Consider the following 26,156-nt stretch of genomic DNA (forward strand, 5'->3'; position numbering starts at 1 on the left):
ACAACCATGAAGAAGATCACTTTCATAATCTCATTTTTACTGACGGGCCATATATGGGTAGCTTATGGCCAGCAGCAGGTTTTCGATTTAAGCCGTATGTTAACCGAAAACAAGTTAGTCGCATCTCCGGGTAAACAGGTTACCGCTTTTAAGGATGGCGATAAACAAGGCGTTAGCTGCAACAGTATTGTTTGGCTAAAGGACGTTAACTTTAAGCACGGCACAATTGACGTTGACCTGCGGGGCAAGGATGTTTTCCTGAAAAGTTTCCTGGGCATTGCCTTTCATGGGGTAGATACAACCACCTGCGATATCCTCTATTTCCGCCCGTTCAATTTCAGGCATGCAGATACGCTGCGGCGAAAATGGTCGGTTGCGTATATGAGCCTGCCTGATAATGATTATGCCCGGCTGCGTAAAGAACACCCGCTGGTATATGAAAACGCGGTAAATCCAGTTCCAAAAGCCGATGAATGGTTTCATGCCAGGCTTGTTCTTAAAGGTAAAAGGCTCAGCGTCTACGTTAATCACTCATCCCGGCCATCACTGGAGGTTACGCTGCTTAATGAACGGGCCGACGGACTTTTTGGCCTTTATGCTGATGGCCTTCCGGGAGATTTTGCCAACCTGACCATCAATACAGAACCATGAAAATAGCAGGCACAACATTAGCATTACTTTTTAGCTTATCTGTTGTTTTTGGACAACAAAGTAAGCTGCCCGAACATACCACGACCGAGAAATTCAAAGTATTTAACAGAACAGTCAGTACCGAAAAGGATGCCGGTGCAGCGGTGGTAAAGGTAAACGAGGCCAACGGCCCCGGCATTGTATGGATGAGCGGAGAGCAGTTCACCGAAGGTATTATAGATGTGGATATAAAAGGCAGGAACCTTTTTCAGCAAAGTTTTGTAGGGATAGCCTTTCATGGTGTAAATGATACCACTTATGAGGCGGTTTATTTTCGTCCGTTCAACTTTAACTCTAATGATCCTGTAAGAAAGCTGCATGCGGTGCAGTATATCTCCAATCCGCAATTTGACTGGCCAAAGTTACGGGCTGATTTTCCGAATCAATATGAAAAACCCGTAAGCCCGGCACCTGATCCTGATGAATGGTTTCATGCCCGGCTGCAAGTAAAAGGCGGAATGATCAGTGTATTTGTTAACGGCAGTACATCGCCCGCGCTTACAGTAAAGCAACTGGTTGAGTCCCGCGGAAAACTGATTGGTTACTGGGCCGGTAGTGGCTCGGCCGGAAGCTGGAAGAATTTTAAGATCACTTCATTAAAATAAAAACGATGAAAACTATTCTTTTTATCCCTGTATTGTTCATAGCCTTATACGGCTCCGCCCAAAACAGGCAACTTGATTATTCCAATGTTAAGCCTGCCCAATGGGTTATCCCCAAAACTGATACCCTGGGTTATGGTTTGAGCAGCTATAAAGGAAAGCCGGCTTTTCTTTTAAAACGGAAATTTGCAAATTACAAATCGGCCAGTGTTGCATATCCTAAAGCCCTTAATTTTAAAGACGGTATCATTGAGGCAGATATTGCCGCGCCCACCGGGAAGGCTGGGTATGTAGGTTTAGCTTTCAGGATCAGGGATGCGCATCATTATGAAACCCTTTATTTCAGGCCAGGTTCGTCAGGTACCATTAACGCCATACAATATATGCCCGAAAAAAAACCGGAATTCAACTGGTGGGATTATGAAGCTGAAAAATACCAGGCAAAAGCCATACTGCCCCTTACCGACTGGTTTCATATTAAGGCCGTAATAAAAGCGCGTGTACTTACTGTTTATATCAATAATCAGCCCAAACCGGTAATGGTATTCAATTCGCTTGATCCTGATCTTAAAGCGGGTTCTGTAGGCTTTTGGCTTGGCAACAGCGCTGCCGGTGCTTATAAAAACCTAAAAGTGAAAACCTTTTAAGATATACGATGCTAATGGTAAACCAGCCTTTAAATTGCCGATAGAAGGTGCAATTTCCTGTTTACTTTTTAAGCGATTGTAAAATAAACGCCGAGCCCACGCCTAATGCTGCCCCAGCCGCCACATCGGTAGGGTAGTGCACACCAAGATACATGCGCGAATAGCTAACCGAGCCGGCCCATAAATAAGCAGGTGCTATAACATACCATTTAGGATAAGCCCGTGAAAGGGCTGTTGCGGTTGCAAAGCTGCTGGAGGTATGCCCGGAAGGGAACGAGGTACTCCCTGCCCGGTAAACGGGTACAATATTAATATTTTGAACAAAGGGCCGCGGGCGTTTAACAATATGCTTAATTAAAAAAGTAAGCCCGAATGAGAGCGCCGTACTGCTGGCTATATACAATGAATTTTGCCGCATTTCTTTATTGTTGCTGATGATACCGCCTGCCAGCAAGCCCGCCGGAATGCCAATATCTCCATATAAATTGGTGCGCGACAAAAACAGGAATACGCCGGTTTGCTCGGGTGTTCGGTGATCCTGCAGGTCAATCATAATGCGGTCATCCAAACGCTGTAAGCCCGACTGTGCAAAGGAGCCGGGAGCAAATGCCACCAATTGCACCAGGCAAAGAAGATATATTTTTTGAATGAACTTCATAAATAGCAGGAGTAGTACAAGGCTTGTTTCATCATAAATACACTCAAAGGTAATTGTTAATCAACTTTAACAATTGTTAAAAATGAAATATGGCTCAATTTTTAATTTAATGATAAGGTAATATCGTTAATAACGAGAGACGATAACTTTGCAGCGTTATAAAAAACGAAAGTCCCCTAAGCGCTCGCCGCCGGGGACTCTCAACCTAAACCTTATCACAATGAGTAAACAGAATGTTTACCCTATAGATAGGCGCAAGTATATAAAAAAAAATTAAACACCAATAGGCCAGAATTATCTTTTTAATGGAAAATTATTGACAATAACGATTTAGTAGCACCTAAATTGGCCTATTTTACCATTTGCTGACTTTCGGCTGCCTCCAGGCGCTTCGCCATTAATCCTTTACCGGCCTGTAACAACTCCTGGGTAATATTGCGGGTGTAGGTTTTAATCTCCTGCTGAAATTCATTTACCGACGCGCCCGATCTGATTTCTTCCAGGCGTTTCTCCCAATTGCCGGTAAGTTCCGCCTGGGCTATTTTTTGATCTTTTACCACATGGTATACATTCAGGCCGGTTTCCGTTGGCACCAGGCTCTTTTTTTCGCGAATTATGTAATTCCGCTTAATAAGGGTTTCAATGATAGCCGCCCTCGTCGCGGGTGTTCCCAGGCCGCTATCTTTCATGGCATAGCGCAGCTCCTCGTCTTCAATTTCCTTGCCCGCTGTTTCCAGCGCTTTTAATAAGGAGGCCTCATTGTACAACGGCTTTGGCTTGGTTTGTTTTTCGAGCAGGGCTTTTTCAGGTATAGGTAAACGCTCGTCCTGCTGTACTTTGGGCAGGCTCGCGTTTTCTTCGTCTTTCTTTTCTTCGTCAGGCTCATTCAATACGGCCCGCCAGCCGGCCGAGCTGATCACCGTTCCGCTGGCCGTAAATATCGCGCCCGATTGTACCGTAATCTTAGTGATCTCTTTGATACATTCCTGGTGAAAGGCCTCCAGCATGCGTGCGGCTACCAGGTCATAAACCGCCTGCAGGTCATTTGACAGCTGATAAGGCTTTTCGCCGGTAGGGAGTATAGCGTGGTGGTCGGTCACCTTTTTTGCATTTACGCTCCGTTTGTTGAGCTTTGTACCTGTAAGAAAGGTTGCCTGTTTGCCAAATTCCGGATGCGCCGTAAATTTATCTATCAGTGCAGGTACGGTGGCAAATACATCATCGCCAATATAACGGCTGCCCGTACGCGGGTATGTTACCAGTTTGTTTTCGTACAGGGTTTGCAGCAGGGTGAGCGTTTGATCGGCGGTAAAGCCTTTGCGCTTATTGGCTTCCTGCTGCAGGCTGCTCAGATCATGCAGCAGAGGGGGCGGTTCTTTACGGGGCTTGGCCTCAACACTGATGATGTGCCCGCCCGCAGCAAATCCCGAAGGTACATCTTCTACCTTATCAACAACAGCCTGCGCCTCTTCTTTGGTTTTAAAACTTTCGACCGATATAGCCCTGAAAACCTGGCCGTCCTTATCAACCTGGATGCTTACCTGGTAATACAGCTGGGGTATAAAGTTTTTGTTTTCGAGATACCGCGAGCAGATCATGGCCAGCGTAGGGGTTTGCACTCTGCCCAAAGAGAGTACCGACCGTGTACCTGATGAGATACTGAGTGCCTGAGTTGCGTTCATGCCCACCAACCAGTCCGACTGTGAACGGCAATGCGCCGAATTGAACAGGGTATCATAATCACTACCTGGTTTCAGGTTGCGAAAGCCATCTTTAATGGCCTCGTCAGTTTGTGAGGATATCCAAAGCCGCTTAAAGGGCTTTTTGCATTTTAGGTAATAATATATGTATCTGAAAATGAGCTCGCCTTCGCGCCCGGCATCCGTAGCTACTATAATCTCGGTGGCTTCGTCAAACAAAGCCTTAATGGTATCCAGCTGTTTTTTTACCGAAGGGTCTTCAACAATGCCATCCTTTGTTTTTACTTTTCGGATGCTGAGCTTGAACTTAGGCGGCAGCATAGGCAGATTTTGAACGCTCCAGCCGTAAAATCCGTATTCCTGCGGCGGCGCAAGCTGTAACAAATGGCCAAATGCCCAGGTAAAAGTATATCCCTTACCTTCCATATAACCGTCTTTTTTAGTAGTAGCACCAAATACTTTGGCAATCTCCCTGGCAACGGACGGCTTTTCGGCAATAATAACTTTCATGTACAGGATAGTTCAAGATCAGTATAAGGGGTGAAAGTTAGATAAACCCGGCGGCTGTCACAATGGGTGTTGAAAAATGAATATAGGCCGGTGCCAATCGCCATTTAAGGAATGGCGATAGATAATTTTAACATCAGTCCCTGAATGGCAGCTGCTGTGGGGCTACTCGCTGTCTTCGTTTTTTATGCCTTTAAGCAACGCGAAAATAGCCATGGAATGGCCGTGCCCAAGCTCAAAATCGTCCTTGAGCCACTTTACAATATCACCGGCTTTAGTGCTTGCCTTAAGTTCGCCATTTTGCGTAAAACCCTTTTCTTCGGCAAGTTTTCTGAACTCCGCGGGGCCTTTGCCGGTTTTTGATCTGATGGTAGTAAGATATCCCTGAAATGACATGTTATAGGTTATTTAATTGGTTTATACTATGGGTGGTGGTTGAAACCTCGTTGTTATCCAACAGAAGAACAATCAAGTACAATATCAGCATTTTCCGCCTATAAAACCGCTTTTGTTATTGTCAATCAGTAATGTAAGCCAGCTTTACATTTTTATAGGCTGGTTTTTGGAGCTGAACTTTGAGCTTTTTAAAGCTTTCTGTTGGCCCCTGGGTAATGAACATATTTAGCAGCCAGGCAGGCACGCTGCCGCCTGCATCAAGGTGCAGGGTATATTCAATTTTTACGTGGTTATTATCAACGGGGGTAATTATCCATTTACCTACGGAGTGTTCAATGCGCACTATTCCATCTTTAACGGGTACCATATCGGGCAAACAGGGGGCGTCAACGGTAACAACCCTGGTTACGGGATCCTGGGTTACTTTAATGTGCGCTATAAAATCGCGGTTGTGCAGCGGCCACGGGATAGATACTTCTGAATAATAATATAACTCTGACGGCGAAACCTGTTTTATAAGGCTTACCGACTTGGTATGGTATACCCACTCTATACTGCCTTTAATATCAAGCAGAACGGCTACCAGTTGCGCGGCCGAAGCATCAAACTGGCACTCCACCTTAATGGCCTTTATTTTTGAGTTTGATACATGGCGGGTATAAACCTTTACGCCGTCTTTATTGGTACTTAACGCCCAGGGTTCTTCGGCATTGGCTATAGTCAGCGATAACAGGAACAGCAGTAACAAGGATATTTTTTTGTACATGATAAGCAGTACCAATATTTATTGGCGTAACAAAAATATATACAAAACAGGCCGGTTAATTAACCGGCCTGTCAACAAAAGGTCATTTGATATTAAGACAATGTAAATATGATATATTAATGTCAATTCAGCTCGTCATGGTTTCACTTCAAAAACATAACTCCCGGCGGTAACTTTATATGGCTTTGTGCCGGTTATCAGCTTTTTCCCTTGATAAATTTTGCCCTGGGGAAATTTGATAGTAGCCGTTGAATTGGCCGGTACGGTAACCTTATAGGTAACACCGTTATTGCCGCGTTGCCATGAGGATATTATTTTACCGTAGGGTCCGTTATGTGTGGCGGTAAATTCATTTAACCCTGCTACAAAATGCGGCTGCAGGATAATGTTTTTAAAGCCTGGGTTATCCTGGTCGGGGTAAATGCCGGCAATGCCCTTGTAAAGCCATGCGCCAATTTCGCCAAACATAATGTGGTTAAGCGATATGTCTGATTTGGCATCTATTTTCCAGTTTTCGTACAGGGTGGTAGCCCCGTTAACCATCCACCATCCCCATGAAGGGTAGGTTTCCTGCGATGCTATTTTATAAGCCACATCCGGATAACCGTTATTACTTAACGCGCCTAAAATGGCTTTGGCGCCTAATATCCCTACATCAAGGTGATAATTATCGGCCACCACACGGCTGGCCAGCTTAGCGGCTACTTTGCCTTTGAGGTTTTGGGGCACTACATCCCAGTAAAGTGGCACGCTCAATTCTGTTTGTAAACCCTTGCCGTACATGCCGGTTTCGGTATTCAGGTATTTGGCGTTAATGGCATTTTTTATTTTGGTCGCCAGGGCCGAGTATTTTACAAAATCAGCTTGTTTACCCAATATTTTTGCGGCTTTGGCCAAAATGCTGGCATCTGCATAGTAATATACCGACGAGGTAAGCTCAACCGGTGAAACGGACTTAACCGGAACCCAGTCGCCCAGGCCCCAGCTGGTAAGGCCCGTTGGATAAAGCTCATCAATATGGTTTACATATTTTTCAATGCTGTTGTAGTTGTCTGCCAGCAGCTTGCTATCGCCATAAAACATATAAATGTTCCACGGAATAATGGCGATGGTGCTGGTCCAGTCGGGCCCGTTACCCCATTCATAACCCCAGCCCGCAGTTGGAATAATAGATGGCAGTACGCCGTTTGGTTGTTGTTCATCGCGATGATCGGCAAGCCATTTTTCATAAATAGTTATGGCATCGAAATTATAAAGACCCGTTTCATTGGCAATATGCGCATCACCTGTCCAGCCATTCTTTTCGCGTTGAGGGCAGTCTGTAGGATAACCAAACAAATTGCTGAGGTAGGAGTTATTGGTGGCGCTCCAGATTTGGTTAAGCACCGGGTTTGATGAGGTCACCGTGCCTACGGGTTCCACATCGCTATGCATAAAATATGCCTTGAGGCTTTCTTTGGTGAGTTCAACTGGCTTGCTGCTGCTTACCTCTATATATTGAAACCCCTTGTAGTTAAATTTGGGCATAAATGTTTCCTGGCCGGCTCCTTTGAGTATAAAAATATCGGTTTGAAAAGGGTCTTTATCGTCAGTAGGGCGATAGTGAAGGTCGATGTTGGATTGATCAACATGTCCGTTCTTATTCAGCCGTTCGGCATGTTTGAGGCGGATAACGGTACCGGAGTCACCTTTTACGGTGATCTTGCTCACCCCCGATATATTGCGGCCAATATCAAACACCCATAGGTTGTTATCAATTTTGGTGATGCCTTTGGCAGCAATTTCCTCTACATTGCGGATAGGCTGCAAGCTTTGTGCTACTATGTTTTGCGACGGCGCGGAGCGGTTGATGACCGGTTTCCAGGCGGTATCAATAAAATCGGGCGTGTTCCAGCCTGGTTGTTCGCGGCGCGCGTCATAATGCTCGGCGGTATAAATGCTGTTAAATACCACCGGGCTCAGGGAGGTTTTCCATCTGGTATCGGAAGATATGGTTTCTACCGAACCATCGGTATAGGTAATGCGCAGGTCCATACAAAATGTGGGGCGACCGCGCCAGGGGGCCTGGTGAAAAAACCACACCGCGGTGCTCTGGTGGTTATACCAGCCATTGCCCAATAACACACCGATAGCGTTTTTGCCGCTTTGCAGCTGGTGGGTAACATCATAAGTTACGTATAGCGTACGCCTGTCAAACCGGGTGTACATGGGGTCGAGCCGGTGGTTACCAATTTTTTGCCCGTTGATATACATTTCATACAAGCCCGCCACTGCGATATAGGCCCGTGCCGAGCGGATTTGTTTGGCAACCCTGAACGTGTGACGAAAATAGGGGGCAGGGTTAACCGCGATGCCCTTGTTATCGCTTATCCATGAGCCTTTCCAGTTGCGCATATCCATCATGCCGGTTTCAAAACTGGCAACCGCCGATGTACCCAGTTTTTTACCCGCCTGATCCCACAGCTGCACACGCCAGTAATATTTGGTAAATGGCTTTAAGGCCTTACCCCGGTAACTCACTAAGTTTGCCGGTGATAAAACTTTGGCGGTTTGCCAGTTATCGCCCTTGCCGGCGTTTACCGCTGCAGAATCGGTGCCAACAAAAAGCTGGTAAGCGGTTTGGGCGGCACCCTGCCGGTCATCAGCCAGCAACCATGTTAAACGGGGGTGTGGGGCATCAATGCCTATGGGATTGAGCAGATGCTCGCATTGTAAACCGTCAGCCTTGCCCGGAATATCCGCAACGGCATTTTGAAATATAAGAAGGCAGTTAAACAGTAAGGCGATGTAAAGCGCAGACTTACCTAAAGTTTGTTTCATAGGATAGGATAAAGCGGTTATAAATGCAGACAAATGCTTTTAGCAAATATTTATTAAAAAAGTAAAAGCTTATTGTCGCCATCGGTTTTAATTGGGTTAATAACAATGTTAAGTGGATATTTTTGTTTATGCAACATCAACTGTCCTGTACTGTCTGGTGTAAACGCCGCTCGCTTGTTTGAACGCGGGCTCGACTCACCCCGGCTACGCTGCGCTGGCCGACCCTCTCTTTGGCTTCGCCATAAAGAGGGTTGAGGAGATGATTGGTTTTTGCATTGATTTTTTCCCGTTCCCTCTTTGCGCCGGAGGCGGAGAGAGGGATGTCGAGCGAAGCGATGACAGGGTGAGTCAAAACGCGGTGGACTCACCCCGGCTCCGCTGCGCTGGCCGACCCTCTCTATGGCTTCGCCATAAAGAGGGTTGAGGATAATTGTTTTTTGTATTTGATTTTTTCCTTTCCCTCTTTGCGCCGCAGGCGTAGAGAGGGATGTCGAGCGAAGCGATGACAGGGTGAGTCAAAACGCGGGGCAGACTCACCCCGGCTACGCTACGCTGGCCGACCCTCTCTTTGGCTTCGCCATAAAGAGGGTTGAGGAGTTGTTTTTTCTTTGCTCTTTGTTCAATTATCTTTTATTTGATTTTTTCCTTTCCCTCTTTGCGCCGCAGGCGGAGAGAGGGATGTCGAGCGAAGCAATGACGGGGTGAGTCAATTCTAAAAGCGCTTAATTTTATGTTAAAATTAAGCTATAAAGATCAGATAAATTGCGAAATGAAACAAAAACGCATCAAAAATCACCGGTTTTTATGCTGAAGATACTGACACTATTTTGTCAGTGTTCGAGGCGTCGTGGGGGTTTTGCTTTTGCTGAACCGAGTGTTATCTATAGCAATTTTCGCAATACAGGCCAAACATTGTCGGCCATAATGTGGTAGCCATCTGCAGATGGATGCAGCATATCAGGCAGGTTCAAATGGGCTTTACCGGCTACACCGGCCAGGTAAAAAGGTACAAAAGCCATCTGATTATCATCAGCCAGTTTTCTGAATATGGCCCTGAACTCCGCCGCGAACGGGCCAGGGATAAAAGGCGGTATCTCCATACCCAACAACGCAAGCTTAATATCAGGAAATTTTAGTTTAACCTTATTGATTATCAGCTGCAAGTTTTTATAAGTGGTTTTGGGTGATATACCCCTGATAATATCATTAATGCCCAGTTCCAGAACAAAAATGTGAATGGGCCGGTTAGTCCAGTAGTCTAAACGAAAAAGGCCCCCGGCCGAGGTATCTCCACTAAGACCGCCATTAATAACATGATAAGGCAATTTTTCAGCGTCTATTTTTTGTTGTACCAGGGCCGGAAGCGATTCTGTTTTTGCATCTTTAAGACCATAGCCAGCGGTAAGGCTATCGCCAAAAAAAAGAATATTGTACATGCAGGATAATGTGATCTAAGACCTGTTATTATCCCTGAAATTTTGTGCGCGAACAGCTATTTGCTCCAAAGTGAGCTCGCCGTATTTTTTTGCACGGTCCATCCATTCGGGTCCGTTTTCAGTAAGATCATCAATGATCGATTTACCATCAGGACCTTTTTTTGTAACATAGTTTATGCCGTAAGCAACTGCTGCACCAACGACCAGAAATTTCAATAAGCCCATAATTTTGTTTTTTTAATATTTGTATGACAATGATGATGCCAGTTTGTTACATGGCTTATTTATAAGATGCTTTTGCCCAAACAAAGTTTAATGTTTTAATTACTTTTACGGCAAAGCAGGTGCAATATGTTTTTTATCTTATCAAAAGTATTAGCCTTTTTACTTTTTCCGATATTGTATGTATTTGTTTTGCTGCTGGTATCACTTTTTTCAAAGAATGCTAAAAGGAAGCGCATATGCCTGTTGTTGGCTGTGGCGATACTGTACTTTTTTTCGAACCCATTCCTGATAAACCGTTTTGCGAAACTTTGGGATGTCCCTCCTGCGAAACTGGAAAATGGCAAAGTATACAGCACTGCCATAGTATTAGGCGGTTTTGCATCGTATGACAGTAAGGCTAATGGATTATTTAGCACCGCAGCCGACAGATTTATACAAGGAGTTCTTTTACAGAAAAGCGGCCGGGTACAACATATTTTAGTAACCGGGGGCAATGGCAATTTAAACCCGGGAAGCTTTAGGGAGGGCAGTTGGGCCAAAACCCAGCTCAGTGCAGCACAGATACCCGATAGCTGCATATTGATAGAAGATCAGTCACGCAATACACTTGAAAACGCATCGCTCTCAAAAGCGCTGCTTCAAAAATATAAACAGCAAGGGCCATATTTGCTGGTTACTTCGGCCTTTCATATGCGGCGCTCGCTCAGAATATTTAAAAAAGCCGGAATTGATGTGATACCATATCCCTGTAATTATATTGCCGGAACGGGCGATTTTTCTGTTTGGGAATTTGTACCTGATGCGGATACTTTAAGTAAATGGAATAACTACATTAAAGAAGTTGTTGGTGTTACAGTTAATTTAATTTTAGGACAGGGTTAATTGACATTTTAGCTTTTGCAATTGTCAAACTTTAAAACTTAATAAAGGTTTATTGCTTTATAATGACCTGGAAGAGGTATATGTTAAGTTATACTTGAAATAAAGCATAAGCGAATATGGGGATACTGTTAGTTGAAGACGAGCCAAATGTGGTATCGGTAATAAAGCGCGGACTTGCGGAGTATGGTTTTGAGGTAAGTGTGGCGGCTAATGGTGTAACCGGCTTACAAATGGCGCTTGATAATGATTTTGACCTGGTGATATTAGACGTAATGTTACCTGTAATGGATGGGATACAGGTGTGTAAACTTATCAGAGAACATAAACAGGCGATACCTATTATTATGCTTACCGCGCTTGATTCGACCGAGAATATTGTAAGCGGATTAGACAGCGGTGCTGATGATTATTTAGTTAAGCCTTTTAAGATAGCCGAGCTGGCGGCCCGCCTGCGTACTTTAATGCGCCGCAAAAATGGTGACATACTGCATAAAAATAACACATATACCATTAATGATCTTGAACTTAATGCCGAATCGAAGATAGCCTATCGCAAAGGGGAGCCTTTAAAACTCACCGCCACGGAGTTCAGGCTGCTGGAATATTTTGTTAAAAATCAAAACAAGGTATTGTCACGTATACAAATCCTGGAAAATGTGTGGGATATTGATTTTAATATGGGTACCAACGTAGTTGACGTATATATAAATTATCTGCGTAAAAAGCTGGAAAAAAACGGAGCCGCAAAACTTATACATACGGTTTTTGGCATGGGATATATGATGAAAGACAAGGACCCGGATGAAAATACAAAGTAAAATAACCTTACTGTTCCTGCTGCTGTCCGGAGCAATATTACTGCTGCTTAACTTAACTATCTTTTACCTGGTTTACAGGTTTGGTTTTGATGATTTTTTTAAACGGCTTGAAGCAAGGGTAAATATATCGGCCGAGGTAAATATTTTTGTCAGTGCAAAAAGCAAGGCTTATCTGGAAGTGCGAAACAAATACCTTGAAAGGCTGGAGGCCGAAAAGGAATATATTTTTGATATTGATACTTTAAATACGGTTCATATCCCCGGAAGCATTAAAGTAAAAAGCGATTTTATTCAGCAGATCTTAAGAGACGGAAATGCCCGTTATAAAGTTGATAACATCTTTTATGCCGGGAAAGTGTTTAAAAGTGGAACCAAAAAATACATAATAATTGTTTCAGCAGCCGATCCGTCGGGTTTTCAGGAGTTGAGAGATCTGCAAAAAATACTTGTATACGGTTTTTTGGTTGCTATGATCCTGGTATATTTTGTGGGAAAAATATTTTCGTTTTACACCTTTGAGCCGGTAAGGCGCATTATTAATAACGTTAAAAACATAACCGCTAATAACCTGCATTTCAGATTGGATGAACTAAGCGGCAGGGACGAAATAGCAGAGCTGTCATATACATTTAATGATATGCTTAACAGGCTGGAAACAGCTTTTGAAACACAGAATAACTTTGTAAGTAATGCTTCGCATGAACTGCGCACACCGCTAACGATTATCAGCACTGAAGCTGAGCTGGCTTTGAACAGGAATGACATAAACCCGCAACAGCGCCAAATATTTAGTACCATTTATTCAGAATCAGAAAAACTTGGCCAGATACTGAACAGTTTGTTAACGCTGGCACAATCAGGTTTTGATGGCAAAAAACAACAATGGGAGAATATCAGGGTAGATGAACTTTTAATGATCGCTTCAGAATCAGTTAAAAAGATCAATCCGGAGAGTTATATCCAGATAGATATGGCGGATATGCCTGATGACGAAAATTTGCTTTACGTAAGCGGCAACAGCAATTTACTCAGACTTGCCATTACCAATATTATCAGCAATGCTTCTAAATACTCTGACAATCAAATAGTTAAAATAAGATTGCTGACTGAAAATAATAAAGTGATCATTTCTATCACTGATCAGGGCATTGGCATTCCGCAAACTGAGTTGCAGCATATTTTTGAACCATTTTTCAGAGCTTCGAACGCGCATAGTTATGAGGGCCATGGTGTGGGTTTGCCGTTAACACTTAATATTATACGCCTGCATAAGGGCAGTATAGGTATACGCTCTGAGGTTGGGGTAGGTACGGAAATAAAAGTGTTTTTGCCGGTTAGTTCTTCATCAAACAAGTAAAACTCTAATCAAATTCTAATAACTTTCTTAGATCATCTTAATTATTGCTGGCTACTCTTGTATCAAACAAATATACAAGTAAAACCAATAAATTAAAATGTCTATGAAAACTCTGCTTGTCCCCACCGATTTTACCTACCAATCACTTCAAAGTATTCCAACCATAGCACAGCAATATTATCCTCAAAAGCTGAATATTGTGTTGGTACATATGCTTAAGATAACCGATTCCATAAGCGAGTTGTTGATGCTTTCGCGCCGCTCTGCCGAATACAGGCATATTCCTGATAATTTTTATATACGCTGCCGTGAGCTTGAAAAGGATTACAGCCATTTGATCAACAAAATAAGTATCGATTTTTTTTATGGCAGTACGCTGGCTGTGTTTAACAATTATCTGGATGGCCATCAGATAGACGGGATTGTAACACCGCATGACAATTATCAATTACTTTTTAAAAACAGTATAGATCCCCAAATACTGATAACACGTTGCGGAAAACGGATAATACCTGTAACCGAAACAGCAGGGTTGATGACTGATGTTTTTGCAGGCGACCCCGAATTAATTGAACAACAATAATTACTTAATCAATAAATATCATGCTACTAAAAGAAAACATACCGGTAACCTATGTATTGGGTAAAATAAGGAAAGAGCTCATTTTGGTGGCCATTTATTCGTCGGCCATCTATTTTATCCATCAGTATTATAATTTTAAAGAGGTATCCATCCCATTAACAGTGCCGACTATATTGGGTACTATTATATCATTATTGTTGGCTTTCAGGTCAAATCAGGCGTATGACCGCTGGTGGGAGGCTCGTATTTTATGGGGGGCTATTGTAAATGATTGCCGCACATTTACCCGCCAGGTGTTAACTTTTGTTGACAGCAGTTATGATGGCGACGAAAAGCGCGCCCTGAAAGAAAGAATGGTTAAACGGCAAATAGCCTGGTGCTATAGTTTAAGCCGGCATTTACGCAAACAGAACGCCAGGCAAAATCTTGAGGCCTATTTAAGTGATGATGATATTAAAAACATAGAGGCGATGGATAACGTACCCGTAGCTTTAAACGAGTTGCAGGGGCATGATCTGCGCACCCTGTACAAATTGGGCTGGATCAATGAGTATCAGCAGGTAACTATGGACAGTACCCTTACTGGCTTTATCAACTCAATGGGAGGGTGCGAACGTATAAAGAATACGGTGTTCCCTTCTACCTATAGTGTTTATATTCACTGGCTTGTGTTATTTTTTGTATTGCTGCTGCCCTTTAGCCTGATTGAGTTTTTTGGCATATTTCAGGTGCCGCTGGTAATAGCTATCTCGTCGTCATTTTTCCTGATCGAGAAAATGGCCATCCATTTGCAGGACCCGTTTGAGAACATGCCAACCGATACGCCTACCACGGCCATCAGCAGGAAAATCGAGATCGACCTGACGCAAATGCTGAAAGATGAATTGCCAAAAGATACCGATATGGTTGCCGACAAACAGCAGCAAACGCAGGCAGTGTTTTATATCTTATGATAAGTTTTAAGAAAACTTTTTGAAGTTTATTTTAACATTAATCAGTGAAAAAAAGCGATCAAAAACGCATTAAAAACTGTAGTACACAATAAAAAAGACGTTGATTTTAACACTTTTTATTAAATTTTTTTGAGGTTTAAAAAGTTTTGATGCACGGCTCGTTATATTGATACTAAATTCCTTTTTTTTGATCTTTTACATACCTCATAAAAACAGCCCGGCACTTTAAAATAAGTGCCGGGCTGTGGTGTTATATAAGTGAAATTTGTTGCTAAACGCTTGGGGCTTGTTTCCTTTTATTTGTTAAATATTTTCGGACAGGCATGTCATAAAACACCATTACCAAATAGGCTATCCCAATTAAAAGAATTACACCGGTTATGATAATGAAAGTTACCTGTGTTGCGCCTGGTTTTTGGCTGGTGTAATAATTTCCGAATATCCATATCACCGCGTAATGTGTCATATACAGGGGGTATGATATTTTTCCGGAAAATACGCATAGTTTTTTAACCCCCGGTGTTAGTACGGTGCCGGCTCCCAGCACAATCATTAATGGAAAGTAAAACAGCACCACCAGGGGCTCGGTGAGCCAGTTCCATTTGGAGAATGGCATAATGAATGATAAAGCTAATAATACCGCCAGGCCGATAAAACCCAGTTTGTTTTTGATGATCCAGTTTGAGCGGTAAATAAGCATCCCGGCTAAAAATGAATAGCTGATGCGCGCGCAGCCGTCCCAAAAGGTACCCTTACTCCAGCCGCCCATTAAATTCCCGGATTGATAAGCCACAAGACAGATCCATGCGCCCGAAAGTATAGCCAGCAAAAATAAATAACGGCGACCAACCCTGTAAAGGACAAGCGCGTAAAAGATATTGGCAATGTACTCCCAAAATAACGACCATGCCGGTGCATTTAAATTAAACAAATTGAAATACCGATCGGGCATGGCCGGATAGGGAATAAGCAGAACAGAACTCAGAAATATTAGCGCTATGCTGCCTATATTATATAGTTCGGGATGGCCGCCAAAAGGGTCGAACAAAAAAGCTAATAAACCCAATATCGAACCTGAAATAACCAAAGGGTGAAGCCTTATTATCCTTGATTTAAAGAACTCTGTAACGCCCATTTTCCCAATGCGGTCGTCATAAGCGTACGCGATAACAAACCCCGACAGGCAGAAAAAGAAGTCGACGGCCAAAAAACCATGCCCGATGAAGTTTTGGCTGTAATCAGAATATATCATTTCCATAAAATGGAAAATTACAACCGCCAAAGCGGCTACCCCCCTTAAGCCGTCGAGGGTGTCAAAATGTTGTTTTGTTGTTAAAATGTCCGGGCTCAGTTTGTTTGTGTTCATGTGTTTTTAGTAAGAAAGCTGATAATGCCATGGTACGCCGGGGCTGCGTACAACGCCAAGAATACCGATAATACCGGTTAGCGCCAAATTAATTTTGAAACAGATGGGGATAATATGTGGCGTTTGCAGTGTAATATCCCATTATTTAATTACTTTGGCGGCTTCACACTTTTTAACGCGTTACGTTTTTTAAAATGACTTATTGCCTGGGAATTAAGGTTAAAGAAGGGTTATTGGCCATAGCCGATACCCGCATCACTTCGGGGACTGATACTACCGAAAAAAAGAAGATCACCATCGAACAAAAGGATCATTTTTCGCTTTTTATCATGACAAGCGGTTTGCGGTCTGTGAGGGATAAAGCAATTACTTACTTTACCGAGCAGCTGGAAACCCACGAATTTAACAAACTATACAAAGCGGTTAACGCCTTTGGCGAGCAGGTAAAGCGGGCGGCCACGGAAGACGGAAGTTCGCTGGAGAAGGCTGGTTTCAGATTCGACTTAAATACCATTATCGGGGGGCAGCTGAGGGACGATAATGAACATAAACTTTTTTTACTTTATCCCGAAGGTAACTGGGTTGAACTGGGGGAGGGTGCACCCTATGTGGTGATAGGTAACTCGGGCCATGGCAAGGCTATATTGAACCGCATATTAAATGAAAATTCAAGTTTAAAGCTGGCGCTTAAAGCCGGGTTCCTTTCTTTTGATTCCACCAGGGTGAGCTCTAACAATGTTGATTTCCCGATAGATGTAGCGCTATATAAAAAGGATAGTTTTGAGATGATTGAACAGCGGTATGAGAAAAAAGATCTGGAACATATATCTGCCGAGTGGGCCCTGGAACTAAAAAACGCCCTTGATCATATATCTGAGGACTGGATGGATGTTACATTTAACAAATTAAAAGAAATTAAAACAGGAAGCTGATCATGAAATTCAATGTGTTTACCCAAATGGAATATGTAGTACGGTCGCCGGGCACATTGATATTGAACATCCACGCTTTGCGTTCGCCGCAGCAAACGGTTCTGAATGAGGAATTTACCATAGAGCCCTATATTAAGGCCGAAGAGTTGATGCTGGCTCTGGGCGAAAACCGGCTGGTGCGTTTTGAGGTGGCCGAACCGGGTACTATAAAAGTAACCTACAAGGCGCTGGTTGACAATTGTTATGAAATAGCCGATTATTCCCGGCAGGAAGAAACCATGGTTGCGCAGTTGGATGTATCTGTACTTCCTTACCTTAATCCCAGCCGTTATTGCCAGTCAGACAAGTTGTACAGGTTGGCGCATAACCTGTTTGGGCACATCACCAACCCCTTTGAAAAAGTGGTGGCGCTTACTAACTGGATACATAGTAACGTACAGTATCTGAGCGGATACAGCAACACGCAAACATCGGCGTTTGATACCGTTACCGAACAGGCAGGTGTATGCCGTGATTTTGCCCACCTGGGGATTGCATTATGCAGGGCATTAACCATACCTGCACGTTATTTTACAGGTTATGCTTATCATTTAAAACCGGCTGATTTTCATGCCTGCTTTGAGGCTTTTTTGGGCGGCAGCTGGGTGTTATTTGATGCTACCCAATTGGTACCGCTTAACGGCCTGGTTAAGATTGCCACCGGCCGGGATGCTGCCGATACCGCCATAGCCAATATTTTTGGCGATGTAACTTTTACCACCATGCAGGTAAGCTGTGAACTGGCCGAAGAGGAAAACTTTGAACCGGTTTATTATAAGCCCGATGAATTTAAAGGACTGTCGTATTTGTAGCTTTATTTATTCTTTTAAATTTAGCGCTATATAACCAGTTAACAGTAAGCACGGCCACACAAATTAACAGCCCAAAAAATTCCCGTACTTCTTCTATCCATGGCTTTTGGGCCTTCATGCTTCCAACCAGGCTCTCGGCGTTGTGGTATTCAAACCAGTCAATTAATCCGTTGCGGTCAAAAATTTTGTAGGTGGCGTAAACTAAATAAACGAATATACCAATGGCATAACCTATAGGGTAAAACTTTTTACGTGCAGCCAGGTAGCAAAAAAGCGCGCTATATAAATATATAGGTACCCAAATATAAGGATCGGGATCATTATACTGTAAGCCTGCGAAAATGATAAACAGAACAACAAAAACAATATTAAATACTTTCATAATGAACAAGCCGCGGTACTTTGTTTAAAACCAGGATTTATGAGCGGCATTTTAATATACCCTCCGTATAAAGATATATAATTTAATAAAATCAACTCCATAACATCCCGGTTACAAATATGGGTTAATCCTTATTAAGTTATTGTAAATTTAATGCGTGGTGATAAAACAAATACACCGTTTATTTATTTCTTGAATATAGTTTATGCCGGATCTGTTATAGAGTGATTGTGAAGTATTAACTGTAACGGTACGCTATGGGCAATATGATTATGCCAACGGTTAATGGGTCGTAATTGCAAAAAATTATTTTAGATGAAGTTTACCAATACCTGCTTCACAAAACAAAGTCTGCTGTTATCGTTTTTTTTCGCATTGTTAAATATGCTGTTTTTTAATGGCGGCAGGGCCTTTGCCCAGGTGCCATTGCCAAAAATGCCGGTTATCTATAATGGGTCGTCAAATGTTTTGAACGATAGCGTGGTGAAAAAGAGGTTTGGCCGCGCCGCCGGCGAATTGCTTACGGCCGAATTGGTCCCCTGGATATTTGACCGCTACGTTACCAATGTTGATTACGCCCGTATATCCTGGAAAACGGTTGGCCATAATATTAAACCCAGCAGCTGGACCTGGGATAATGATCCTTTTCAAACCAATCAGTTTGGCCATCCTTACCACGGCAGCATGTTTTACAGCGCGTTTCGCAGCAATGGTTATAGTTTCTGGCAGTCGGTTCCTGCTACTATGGCGGGCAGTTACCTTTGGGAAACCTTTGCCGAAAACCAGGCGCCCGCGCCCAATGATTTTATAAATACCAGCTTTGGCGGTATTGTGCTGGGCGAAATGACCTATCGTTTTTCAAACAAGATCATCAATAACCGGCAACGTGGTTTTAAAAGGCAATTTAGGGAGGTATTGGGTTTTTTGGTCAATCCAATGAACGGGCTTAACCGCTTGCTTGATGGTAAGTGGGGCAAGGTTTATGGTAACCCTAAGGAAAGGGACTCTACTCATATCAGTGCCGAATTTGATCTCGGCCTGCGAAATGTGAATTCCAGCGGCAGTAAAAATTTGCCCGTAGGCGGGCCTTTTGGCTGGTATGGCAGGGCCAGGTTATTGTATGGCGACCCTATAGAAAATTTAAAAAGCCCTTTTAGCAATATTATTGTTACCGCGGAGTTTGGCCAGGACGATAGCACCAATGTTAACGTGATCAGCGTATATGGCTCGCTCGCCGGTTGGGATATTTCCAACAAGGACAATATAAAGAACCTGCTCATCTTGTCGGCCAACTATGATTACATCCACAACCGGGCATTTTTTTATGGCGGCCAAAGCGTAAAGCTCAATATGTTGTCTGAGTTTCGGTTAAATTCCCAGTTAAAGATCAACACCGCATTTGGCGCAGGCCCGATATTGCTGGCCGCGATACCTGATCCATATCTTTTTAAAGGCCGCAACTATGATTACGGTCCCGGATTTGCCATAAATGGCGGCGGTACCATCAGTCTTTTTAACAGGATATTTTATGGTGTTAATTATAGGGGAGGGTGGGTGATAACGGTTAACGGTAACCGGTCGCACTATTTTTTACATACAGTTTCCAGCGAGCTGAGCTTCATGATTATTAAAGGGCTTTCCATTTGCGCAGAGCCAGGCTATTTCAGGCTGGAAGGCAATTACAAAAATCACGCTGATGTGGATAATACTTATCCTTACTTAAGGTTTTCAACCCGGTACAGCATCAATTTCTGATTAAATTTAACACGCGTCCATCCCACTTTGTCATGCTGAACGGAGTGAAGCATCTTCTTCAATAGAAAAGGCGGCGCCAAACTGGGCGAAGAAGATCCTTCGCTATCGCTCAGGATGACAACATTCCCTGCGCGTCATTGCGAGGAACGAAGCGCTCGCAATGACATAAAAAAGGGCCTGTCATCCTGAGCTTGTCGAAGGATAGCGGGGAAAGGCCTGTACACGCGCCCTTCGACAAGCTCAGGGTGACAGCCTGTCCTCTATGGGTATCGAGTGAAGCATCTTCTTCAACAGAAAAGATGCGGGAGGGTAATCGTAAGAAATGTATTGGGAAATTTGATGTCGCGGGCAGATTCGAACTGCCGTAAAAGGTTTTGCAGACCTTAACCTATCCTCTCGGTCACGCGACTTTTAAAAAAACTATAAATCACTTATTGAAGATGATGCGGGTAAGATCTTTTTTATCTCTCTCCTTAGCGGAGCAGGAATTAGCACCTTTTACATTATGCGGATGTACAGGTTGCTAAGACGTCTTTGGGCCTTTCCCTCAGTCTTTCTTGATAAGTTAAATAAAGAACTATTTGTCTGTTGACACAGCAAATATAAAAACTATTTATATAATTTCTATAGAATTAGTAGAATATTTTAAAAAATATTATTTGGGAACTATTGGGAACTTTTGTGAACGTGTTATTAATTCACATATTTGCACTATGAGCAAGTTATGGCAAAAAACTACCAGTGTAAACGAACTGGTAGAGAACTTTACTGTTGGCCGCGACAGGGAATTTGATGAACAAATGGCAGCTTTTGACGTATTGGGATCATTGGCGCATACCCGCATGCTGCAAAGCATAGGATTAATGGATACTGCCGATCTTGACCTTGTTCAACACGAGTTAAAGGCCATTTATGCCGATATTGAAAAAGGCGGCTTTACTATTGATGACGGGGTAGAGGATGTACATTCACAGGTTGAAATGCTGCTTACCCAACGTATTGGCGATGCCGGTAAGAAAATTCACAGCGGCCGCTCCCGTAATGATCAGGTATTGGTTGACCTTAAATTGTTTTTCCGCCATCAGTTGCAACAGGTGGTTGAAGAAACCGAAACATTGTTTCGCCAGCTTATTGAACTGAGCGAAAAGCATAAGGATGTTCTGTTACCGGGTTATACCCATTTACAGGTGGCTATGCCGTCGTCATTCGGCCTGTGGTTTGGTGCCTATGCCGAGAGTTTGGCCGATGACCTGGAGCTTGTTTTGGCGGCCTATCGTATTACCAATAAAAATCCGCTGGGCTCGGCGGCTGGTTACGGATCGTCATTTCCTTTAAATCGTACTTTAACAACACAGCTCTTAGGCTTTGATAGCTTAAATTATAACGTAGTATATGCCCAGATGGGCCGCGGGAAAACCGAAAGGGTTATAGCGCAGGCTATATCATCTGTTGCCGCCACCCTGGCAAAAATGGCTATGGACCAGGCCCTTTATCTGAGCCAGAACTTTGCCTTTGTAAGCTACCCTGATACTTTAACTACCGGCAGCAGCATTATGCCGCACAAAAAGAACCCTGATGTGTGGGAAATTATGCGTGGTAAATGTAACCGCCTGCAGGCCCTGCCCAATGATGTGGCCATGATGACCACCAACCTGCCATCGGGTTATCACCGCGAACTGCAATTGCTGAAAGAACTGTTGTTCCCTGCTTTTACTGATCTGAAAAATTGCCTGCATATGGCTACTTTCATGCTGCAAAATATCACTGTAAATGCCGATATATTAAAAGACCCTAAATACGCTTACTTATTTAGCGTGGAAGAAGTAAACCGCATGGTGTTGAATGGCACACCCTTTCGCGATGCCTATAAACAAGTAGGACTGGCCATTGAACAAGGTGATTTTAATCCCGATAAAACCGTAAACCATACCCATGAAGGCAGTATCGGCAACCTGGGCAACGAGCAAATAACTGCTGCCTTTAATAAATTGCTCACCAATTTTGATTTTGAAAAAGTTGAAGGAGCGATAAAGGAACTGGTGCAGTGATAATTAAACAGGTTATTGCGGGGAGGAATGACGAAGCGATCGCCATATCTATTGTATTTAAACAGAAAATAACCATCACAGATCATGAACGGACAAAATAGAAGCGATATATATCCCGGTCTTGAGGTTGATATCATCCTGAAAAAAGACCAGCGTACGGGTACCTTAACCAGGGGCTTTGTAAAAAGACTGCTTACCAGTGCGGCCTATCACTCACGAGGCATCAAGGTGCAGCTTGACGACGGGCAAGTAGGCCGCGTAGCCTGGATAGTGGAAGAGGAAGATTAATTATATTTTATAATTCATCATTTCTACAGAATTCATTGCCATATTTACATATATACCAATAGCAAAACAGCATTCAAATATGTCGGCAGTTACAAAAAACAAGGCAAAGGTATGGCTTAAGTTCGACGCGCACGTCCGTTTGTTTATCTCGCTTATAGCGAGCGCCATTGCCCTGTTTCTTTGCTGGGGCCATTTTAGCGCACCGGCTACAGTACTGATCACCTGGATAGCTTTTGCGCTGATGATCATTATTATGGACTGGATAATTATCATGTCATCGCATCCCATGGAGGTCCGCAGGATAGCCAGCATCGAGGATTCCAGCCGTACCTTAATATTTTTGTTTGTGATAATAGCTTCGCTCATCAGCATGCTGGCTATTTTTTTCCTGCTAAAGTCGTCAAAGGAACTGTTTCCTGAGGCGGTTACCGGCCATGTTTTGCTGGCCATGGCATCTGTTATAATTTCGTGGTGGCTGGTGCATACTATTTTCGCCCTGCGTTATGCGCACATGTTCTATGCCACTGATCCCGACGATGATCAAAAGAAAAAACCATTAGGCGGCCTCGAGTTTCCGGGTAAGGAGAAAGATCCTGATTACCTCGATTTTGTTTATTTCTCTTTTGTAGTGGGCATGACCTTCCAGGTATCGGATGTGGAGATATCTTCCCGTTTCATCCGCCGCCTGGCCTGGATTCATGGTTTGATAGCGTTTGCCTTTAATACCGCTATAGTGGCTTTAAGTATCAATGTAATATCGGGCCTTGTGGCCAAATAGCGGTTATTTAACTAAACAAACTTTTTTGTTCGTCTATAAACTGGGGGCGTTGCAATTGCAGGCCCAGGGTTTCGTTTAGTTTAACAACCACATAATCGGCAAGTTTAGGCGAATACTGTTCATCATGCTGGTGCATAAAAAACCAAACAGATCGCAAGCCCATTTGCTGCCACTGTTTAATTCGCTCCACCCACTCATCAACACGGGCATAATCAGAAGGATGCAGTCCGTTGCCAACAAAGCGAATAAAGGCATGCGGAGTGGGTAGGTTCATATGTACCACATCGCGCCTGCCGGTAGCATCAGTTATTACAGCGCCAATGTTAAGGTCGCGAAGCATGGCAAATACCTTTTCACGGTTTTCAGGTATGGCAAACCATTCTTTATGCCGCAGTTCTGCAAATACGGGCACATCTTTGGGTAGTTGTTCCAGATATAATTTCAGTTCGGGAAAACTTTTAGGGGCGTAATTATCGCTTAGCTGCAAAAACATTGGCCCCAGCTTTTCACCAAAAGCCATAACGCCTTCATAATAGCTGGTGGTAATATCTTCGGCATTTTTTAACCTGCGGATGTGGCTGATGCTTTGCGAAAATTTAGGGCAAAACTTAAAATCGGGGTTGCTGTCGGTTTTGGCTTTCCACTTGGCAATGGTATCCGGACCGTACACATTATAAAAAGTAGCATTCAGTTCAATGCAGTCAAAATGCTTTACATATTCGTCTAAAAAATTAGCCTCTTTGGTTTTGGGTGGATAGATCTGTCCGATCCATTCCTTACGGCCCCACTTGGCACAACCCACATGTACCTGTAAGGGCTCATTGGTTTTGGCGGCTTTGAGGGTATTGATGGTAAGTTCAGGGTCGGGTGGAAGGGTGAAATCTACTGTTGCAAGTTCCTCAGGTTTTACGCGGCCAAATTCCATAAGCGGGGTTTGTTTAATTGAATAAAGTTCGACTAAGTTAAATAATCACCCCAACAGATCAACCTTAAATATTGGCGCTGTTCTTTTTTTTGATGCCTGTTCATAGGCATAGGCAAGTTTAATGATGTCGCCCTCTTTATAAGCCGTACTAAAAAACGACAAGCCGACGGGCAGTTCATACGCCTTGCCCATTGGCACCGTAATGTGAGGATAACCCGCCATTGCCGCCGGGCCCGAGAACGAAAAGCCATTGTCATAATCGCCGTTCACCAGGTCAATGCAAACGGCGGGGCCATTGGTAGTGCCAATAATGGCATCCAGCTTATTATCAGTTAATATTTTATCAATTGCTTTTTGGGTGCCCGAACTGGTGTTTTTTAAAGCGTCGAGATATTCCTTGCTGTTTAAATCGCCTTTGCTTTGAGCCAGTTCCAATGTTTCCTGTTTAAAAAAAGGCATGGCTTTAGCTTCGTTCTGTTTATTAAAAGCAATTACATCGGCAAGGGATTTAATTTTGCTGTTGGCATTACTCAAATACTGGTTAAGCCCGTCTTTAAACTCATAAAGCAGCACCGGAAACTCACCCTTGCCTATCTCTTTTAACTGTTTGTTGAGCTCAATTTCAATTATGGTAGCACCTTTACTTTTTAAGGTTTTAATAGCGTCCTGTAATAATGCTGCAACAGCCGGATTGCCCTCAAAGGCCGATTTCTCGACACCAAGCCGCTTGCCTTGTAAGCCGTTTATATCTAAAAACTTGGTATAGTCGGTTTCTGCTTTTCCTTTACTGCCTAAGGTATAGCTATCCTGTGCGTCGATACCGGCAAGCAGGCCCAGGAGTATGGCGGCATCTTTAACCGTGCGTGTCATTGGGCCAGCGGTATCCTGTGTTTTTGATATGGGGATAATACCTGTACGGCTCCAGAGCCCTACTGTTGGCTTAATACCCACCAAACCATTCACCGATGCTGGCGACACGATAGATCCGTTTGTTTCTGTACCGATGCCAACCGTGCATAAGTTTGCCGCAACGGCTGAACCCGACCCAGCGCTTGACCCGCTCGGGTTGCGGTCAAGTATATAAGGGCATTTTGTTTGACCGCCGCGGCTGCTCCATCCACTGGTGGAGCGGGTGGACCGAAAGTTTGCCCATTCGCTTAAATTAGTTTTGCCAAGCAGTACAGCACCTGCTTCACGTAGTTTATATACAATAAATGCATCCTGTTTGGCAAAGTTATCGGCCAATGCCAATGAACCTGCCGTTGTGTGTATGTTATCGCCTGTGTTAATGTTGTCTTTTATCAAAACCGGTATGCCATGCAGTGGTCCCCGTATCTTACCGTTTGAACGTTCTTTATCCATAGCGTCGGCCATGTTCAGTGCATCTTTATTTATTTCGATGACGGAGTTTAGCTTTGGCCCGTTCTTGTCAATCTCATCAATGCGTTTCAGATATAGCTCGGTAAGCAAACGTGATGTGTACTGTTTGGCCTGCATTTTCTGCTGCAGATCAGTAATAGTAGCTTCAGAAAGTTCAAACAGATCGTCTTTGCTATCTGTTGGGGCGTCGGCTTTTTTTTCTGCTGACGGCTGGCTGCAAGAGGCCGCCACTAAAGTTGATAAGGTTAAGCCTGCTACTGAACCTGTTTTAAGAAAATTTCTTCTGTGCATACGCCGCGATTTTAAAGCTGTTACAAGTAACAAAATATTTAGCTAATTAAAAATAGCAAGCCGCATATGCGCGTGTAAAGTTACACGCGTCTCAAAACAGCCACAGGTTACTGCGATGAA

At 43.5% G+C, this 26,156-nt stretch carries 25 protein-coding genes and 1 riboswitch; of the genes, 14 read left to right on the top strand and 11 right to left on the bottom strand.

Annotation, left to right across the window (positions count from 1 at the left end):
• The first annotated feature begins 6 nt into the window (after window positions 1-6).
• Genes J2W55_RS05030 through J2W55_RS05040 form a run of 3 tightly spaced genes read left to right on the top strand, consistent with a single transcriptional unit; the run spans window position 7 to window position 1,939 of the window.
• A complete protein-coding gene (locus tag J2W55_RS05030; RefSeq protein WP_310092660.1) occupies window positions 7-651 on the top strand; it encodes a LamG domain-containing protein in 645 nt (214 codons plus the stop codon).
• Window positions 648-1,295 carry a hypothetical protein gene (locus J2W55_RS05035; protein WP_310092662.1) on the top strand — a complete coding sequence of 216 codons (648 nt, stop codon included), beginning with the start codon at window positions 648-650 and terminating at the stop codon, window positions 1,293-1,295. Before J2W55_RS05030 ends, J2W55_RS05035 begins: the two co-directional genes overlap by 4 nt.
• Before the next feature lie 5 nt (window positions 1,296-1,300).
• Entirely contained in the window at window positions 1,301-1,939 is a 639-nt protein-coding gene (locus tag J2W55_RS05040; protein ID WP_310092665.1) for a LamG-like jellyroll fold domain-containing protein, read from the top strand.
• 61 nt (window positions 1,940-2,000) lie between these two features.
• On the opposite strand, the gene J2W55_RS05045 is transcribed toward J2W55_RS05040, so the two are convergent.
• From J2W55_RS05045 to J2W55_RS05075, 7 genes are all read right to left on the bottom strand, one after another.
• Complete coding sequence (locus tag J2W55_RS05045) at window positions 2,001-2,597, bottom strand: phosphatase PAP2 family protein (protein ID WP_310092668.1); 597 nt, start codon at window positions 2,595-2,597, stop codon at window positions 2,001-2,003.
• A gap of 350 nt (window positions 2,598-2,947) precedes the next feature.
• Complete coding sequence (locus J2W55_RS05050; protein ID WP_310092671.1) at window positions 2,948-4,807, bottom strand: DNA topoisomerase 3; 1,860 nt, start codon at window positions 4,805-4,807, stop codon at window positions 2,948-2,950.
• Between the two features lie 162 nt (window positions 4,808-4,969).
• Window positions 4,970-5,200 carry a DUF4287 domain-containing protein gene (locus J2W55_RS05055; RefSeq protein ID WP_310092674.1) on the bottom strand — a complete coding sequence of 77 codons (231 nt, stop codon included), beginning with the start codon at window positions 5,198-5,200 and terminating at the stop codon, window positions 4,970-4,972.
• 121 nt (window positions 5,201-5,321) lie between these two features.
• The gene (locus J2W55_RS05060) at window positions 5,322-5,966 is read right to left on the bottom strand and encodes an START domain-containing protein (protein WP_310092679.1); all 645 of its coding nucleotides are present in this window, start codon (window positions 5,964-5,966) and stop codon (window positions 5,322-5,324) included.
• A 135-nt stretch (window positions 5,967-6,101) separates the two neighbouring features.
• Window positions 6,102-8,786 carry an alpha-L-rhamnosidase gene (locus tag J2W55_RS05065; RefSeq protein WP_310092682.1) on the bottom strand — a complete coding sequence of 895 codons (2,685 nt, stop codon included), beginning with the start codon at window positions 8,784-8,786 and terminating at the stop codon, window positions 6,102-6,104.
• A gap of 881 nt (window positions 8,787-9,667) precedes the next feature.
• A complete protein-coding gene (locus J2W55_RS05070) occupies window positions 9,668-10,222 on the bottom strand; it encodes an arylesterase (protein ID WP_310092685.1) in 555 nt (184 codons plus the stop codon).
• Between the two features lie 15 nt (window positions 10,223-10,237).
• A complete protein-coding gene (locus tag J2W55_RS05075) occupies window positions 10,238-10,447 on the bottom strand; it encodes a YtxH domain-containing protein (protein ID WP_310092688.1) in 210 nt (69 codons plus the stop codon).
• 126 nt (window positions 10,448-10,573) lie between these two features.
• On the opposite strand from J2W55_RS05075, the gene J2W55_RS05080 reads away from it, so the two are divergent.
• From J2W55_RS05080 to J2W55_RS05100, 5 genes are all read left to right on the top strand, one after another.
• Complete coding sequence (locus J2W55_RS05080) at window positions 10,574-11,329, top strand: YdcF family protein (RefSeq protein WP_310092690.1); 756 nt, start codon at window positions 10,574-10,576, stop codon at window positions 11,327-11,329.
• A 116-nt stretch (window positions 11,330-11,445) separates the two neighbouring features.
• Window positions 11,446-12,147, top strand: a complete 702-nt coding sequence (locus J2W55_RS05085; RefSeq protein WP_310092692.1) for a response regulator transcription factor — start codon at window positions 11,446-11,448, stop codon at window positions 12,145-12,147.
• Window positions 12,131-13,504 (top strand): HAMP domain-containing sensor histidine kinase, encoded by a 1,374-nt coding sequence (locus J2W55_RS05090; RefSeq protein ID WP_310092694.1) that lies wholly within the window; start codon window positions 12,131-12,133, stop codon window positions 13,502-13,504. The genes J2W55_RS05085 and J2W55_RS05090 overlap by 17 nt, the downstream gene beginning before the upstream one ends.
• A gap of 103 nt (window positions 13,505-13,607) precedes the next feature.
• Complete coding sequence (locus tag J2W55_RS05095) at window positions 13,608-14,087, top strand: hypothetical protein (RefSeq protein WP_310092696.1); 480 nt, start codon at window positions 13,608-13,610, stop codon at window positions 14,085-14,087.
• Window positions 14,088-14,107: 20 nt separating this feature from the next.
• The gene (locus J2W55_RS05100; protein ID WP_310092698.1) at window positions 14,108-15,040 is read left to right on the top strand and encodes a bestrophin family protein; all 933 of its coding nucleotides are present in this window, start codon (window positions 14,108-14,110) and stop codon (window positions 15,038-15,040) included.
• A gap of 271 nt (window positions 15,041-15,311) precedes the next feature.
• Here the strand turns inward: J2W55_RS05100 and J2W55_RS05105 are convergent, their stop codons facing one another.
• Complete coding sequence (locus J2W55_RS05105; RefSeq protein ID WP_310092701.1) at window positions 15,312-16,406, bottom strand: acyltransferase family protein; 1,095 nt, start codon at window positions 16,404-16,406, stop codon at window positions 15,312-15,314.
• Between the two features lie 194 nt (window positions 16,407-16,600).
• Between J2W55_RS05105 and J2W55_RS05110 the strand changes: the two genes are divergently transcribed.
• Both J2W55_RS05110 and J2W55_RS05115 read left to right on the top strand, forming a co-directional pair.
• On the top strand, window positions 16,601-17,338 hold the full coding sequence (locus J2W55_RS05110) for a proteasome-type protease (RefSeq protein ID WP_310092702.1): 738 nt from the start codon (window positions 16,601-16,603) through the stop codon (window positions 17,336-17,338).
• 2 nt (window positions 17,339-17,340) lie between these two features.
• Complete coding sequence (locus tag J2W55_RS05115; RefSeq protein ID WP_310092704.1) at window positions 17,341-18,189, top strand: transglutaminase-like domain-containing protein; 849 nt, start codon at window positions 17,341-17,343, stop codon at window positions 18,187-18,189.
• On the opposite strand, the gene J2W55_RS05120 is transcribed toward J2W55_RS05115, so the two are convergent.
• Window positions 18,167-18,571 (bottom strand): transmembrane 220 family protein, encoded by a 405-nt coding sequence (locus J2W55_RS05120; protein WP_310092706.1) that lies wholly within the window; start codon window positions 18,569-18,571, stop codon window positions 18,167-18,169. The genes J2W55_RS05115 and J2W55_RS05120 overlap by 23 nt on opposite strands.
• A gap of 384 nt (window positions 18,572-18,955) precedes the next feature.
• On the opposite strand from J2W55_RS05120, the gene J2W55_RS05125 reads away from it, so the two are divergent.
• From J2W55_RS05125 to J2W55_RS05140, 4 genes are all read left to right on the top strand, one after another.
• Window positions 18,956-20,326: a DUF3943 domain-containing protein gene (locus tag J2W55_RS05125; RefSeq protein WP_310092709.1), complete on the top strand. Its 1,371-nt coding sequence runs from the start codon at window positions 18,956-18,958 to the stop codon at window positions 20,324-20,326.
• Window positions 20,327-20,784: 458 nt separating this feature from the next.
• Window positions 20,785-20,893, bottom strand: a riboswitch (SAM riboswitch).
• A 146-nt stretch (window positions 20,894-21,039) separates the two neighbouring features.
• Window positions 21,040-22,374: an argininosuccinate lyase gene (gene argH / locus J2W55_RS05130; protein WP_310092711.1), complete on the top strand. Its 1,335-nt coding sequence runs from the start codon at window positions 21,040-21,042 to the stop codon at window positions 22,372-22,374.
• Between the two features lie 84 nt (window positions 22,375-22,458).
• Window positions 22,459-22,662 (top strand): YwbE family protein, encoded by a 204-nt coding sequence (locus J2W55_RS05135; protein WP_112572483.1) that lies wholly within the window; start codon window positions 22,459-22,461, stop codon window positions 22,660-22,662.
• A gap of 79 nt (window positions 22,663-22,741) precedes the next feature.
• Window positions 22,742-23,440: a DUF1345 domain-containing protein gene (locus J2W55_RS05140; protein WP_310092717.1), complete on the top strand. Its 699-nt coding sequence runs from the start codon at window positions 22,742-22,744 to the stop codon at window positions 23,438-23,440.
• A 7-nt stretch (window positions 23,441-23,447) separates the two neighbouring features.
• On the opposite strand, the gene J2W55_RS05145 is transcribed toward J2W55_RS05140, so the two are convergent.
• Together J2W55_RS05145 and J2W55_RS05150 are read right to left on the bottom strand one after the other, a co-directional pair.
• On the bottom strand, window positions 23,448-24,365 hold the full coding sequence (locus J2W55_RS05145) for a DUF72 domain-containing protein (RefSeq protein WP_310092719.1): 918 nt from the start codon (window positions 24,363-24,365) through the stop codon (window positions 23,448-23,450).
• Window positions 24,366-24,410: 45 nt separating this feature from the next.
• On the bottom strand, window positions 24,411-26,036 hold the full coding sequence (locus tag J2W55_RS05150) for an amidase (protein WP_310092721.1): 1,626 nt from the start codon (window positions 26,034-26,036) through the stop codon (window positions 24,411-24,413).
• Between the last annotated feature and the right edge of the window lie 120 nt (window positions 26,037-26,156).

It is taken from the genome of Mucilaginibacter pocheonensis, assembly GCF_031456535.1.
Classification (GTDB): domain Bacteria; phylum Bacteroidota; class Bacteroidia; order Sphingobacteriales; family Sphingobacteriaceae; genus Mucilaginibacter; species Mucilaginibacter pocheonensis.

What these genes read in the sequence shown, in the direction of transcription:
- J2W55_RS05095 (WP_310092696.1), top strand. Translation starts at nt 13,608, where the DNA reads ATGAAAACTCTGCTTGTCCCCACCGATTTTACCTACCAATCACTTCAA.
- J2W55_RS05110 (WP_310092702.1), top strand. Translation starts at nt 16,601, where the DNA reads ATGACTTATTGCCTGGGAATTAAGGTTAAAGAAGGGTTATTGGCCATA.
- J2W55_RS05050 (WP_310092671.1), bottom strand. Translation starts at nt 4,807, where the DNA reads ATGAAAGTTATTATTGCCGAAAAGCCGTCCGTTGCCAGGGAGATTGCC.
- J2W55_RS05145 (WP_310092719.1), bottom strand. Translation starts at nt 24,365, where the DNA reads ATGGAATTTGGCCGCGTAAAACCTGAGGAACTTGCAACAGTAGATTTC.
- J2W55_RS05105 (WP_310092701.1), bottom strand. Translation starts at nt 16,406, where the DNA reads ATGAACACAAACAAACTGAGCCCGGACATTTTAACAACAAAACAACAT.
- J2W55_RS05140 (WP_310092717.1), top strand. Translation starts at nt 22,742, where the DNA reads ATGTCGGCAGTTACAAAAAACAAGGCAAAGGTATGGCTTAAGTTCGAC.
- J2W55_RS05150 (WP_310092721.1), bottom strand. Translation starts at nt 26,036, where the DNA reads ATGCACAGAAGAAATTTTCTTAAAACAGGTTCAGTAGCAGGCTTAACC.
- J2W55_RS05040 (WP_310092665.1), top strand. Translation starts at nt 1,301, where the DNA reads ATGAAAACTATTCTTTTTATCCCTGTATTGTTCATAGCCTTATACGGC.
- J2W55_RS05085 (WP_310092692.1), top strand. Translation starts at nt 11,446, where the DNA reads ATGGGGATACTGTTAGTTGAAGACGAGCCAAATGTGGTATCGGTAATA.
- J2W55_RS05100 (WP_310092698.1), top strand. Translation starts at nt 14,108, where the DNA reads ATGCTACTAAAAGAAAACATACCGGTAACCTATGTATTGGGTAAAATA.
- J2W55_RS05055 (WP_310092674.1), bottom strand. Translation starts at nt 5,200, where the DNA reads ATGTCATTTCAGGGATATCTTACTACCATCAGATCAAAAACCGGCAAA.
- J2W55_RS05065 (WP_310092682.1), bottom strand. Translation starts at nt 8,786, where the DNA reads ATGAAACAAACTTTAGGTAAGTCTGCGCTTTACATCGCCTTACTGTTT.
- J2W55_RS05060 (WP_310092679.1), bottom strand. Translation starts at nt 5,966, where the DNA reads ATGTACAAAAAAATATCCTTGTTACTGCTGTTCCTGTTATCGCTGACT.
- argH (WP_310092711.1), top strand. Translation starts at nt 21,040, where the DNA reads ATGAGCAAGTTATGGCAAAAAACTACCAGTGTAAACGAACTGGTAGAG.
- J2W55_RS05035 (WP_310092662.1), top strand. Translation starts at nt 648, where the DNA reads ATGAAAATAGCAGGCACAACATTAGCATTACTTTTTAGCTTATCTGTT.
- J2W55_RS05070 (WP_310092685.1), bottom strand. Translation starts at nt 10,222, where the DNA reads ATGTACAATATTCTTTTTTTTGGCGATAGCCTTACCGCTGGCTATGGT.
- J2W55_RS05080 (WP_310092690.1), top strand. Translation starts at nt 10,574, where the DNA reads ATGTTTTTTATCTTATCAAAAGTATTAGCCTTTTTACTTTTTCCGATA.
- J2W55_RS05125 (WP_310092709.1), top strand. Translation starts at nt 18,956, where the DNA reads ATGCTGTTTTTTAATGGCGGCAGGGCCTTTGCCCAGGTGCCATTGCCA.
- J2W55_RS05090 (WP_310092694.1), top strand. Translation starts at nt 12,131, where the DNA reads ATGAAAATACAAAGTAAAATAACCTTACTGTTCCTGCTGCTGTCCGGA.
- J2W55_RS05045 (WP_310092668.1), bottom strand. Translation starts at nt 2,597, where the DNA reads ATGAAGTTCATTCAAAAAATATATCTTCTTTGCCTGGTGCAATTGGTG.
- J2W55_RS05115 (WP_310092704.1), top strand. Translation starts at nt 17,341, where the DNA reads ATGAAATTCAATGTGTTTACCCAAATGGAATATGTAGTACGGTCGCCG.
- J2W55_RS05120 (WP_310092706.1), bottom strand. Translation starts at nt 18,571, where the DNA reads ATGAAAGTATTTAATATTGTTTTTGTTGTTCTGTTTATCATTTTCGCA.
- J2W55_RS05135 (WP_112572483.1), top strand. Translation starts at nt 22,459, where the DNA reads ATGAACGGACAAAATAGAAGCGATATATATCCCGGTCTTGAGGTTGAT.
- J2W55_RS05075 (WP_310092688.1), bottom strand. Translation starts at nt 10,447, where the DNA reads ATGGGCTTATTGAAATTTCTGGTCGTTGGTGCAGCAGTTGCTTACGGC.
- J2W55_RS05030 (WP_310092660.1), top strand. Translation starts at nt 7, where the DNA reads ATGAAGAAGATCACTTTCATAATCTCATTTTTACTGACGGGCCATATA.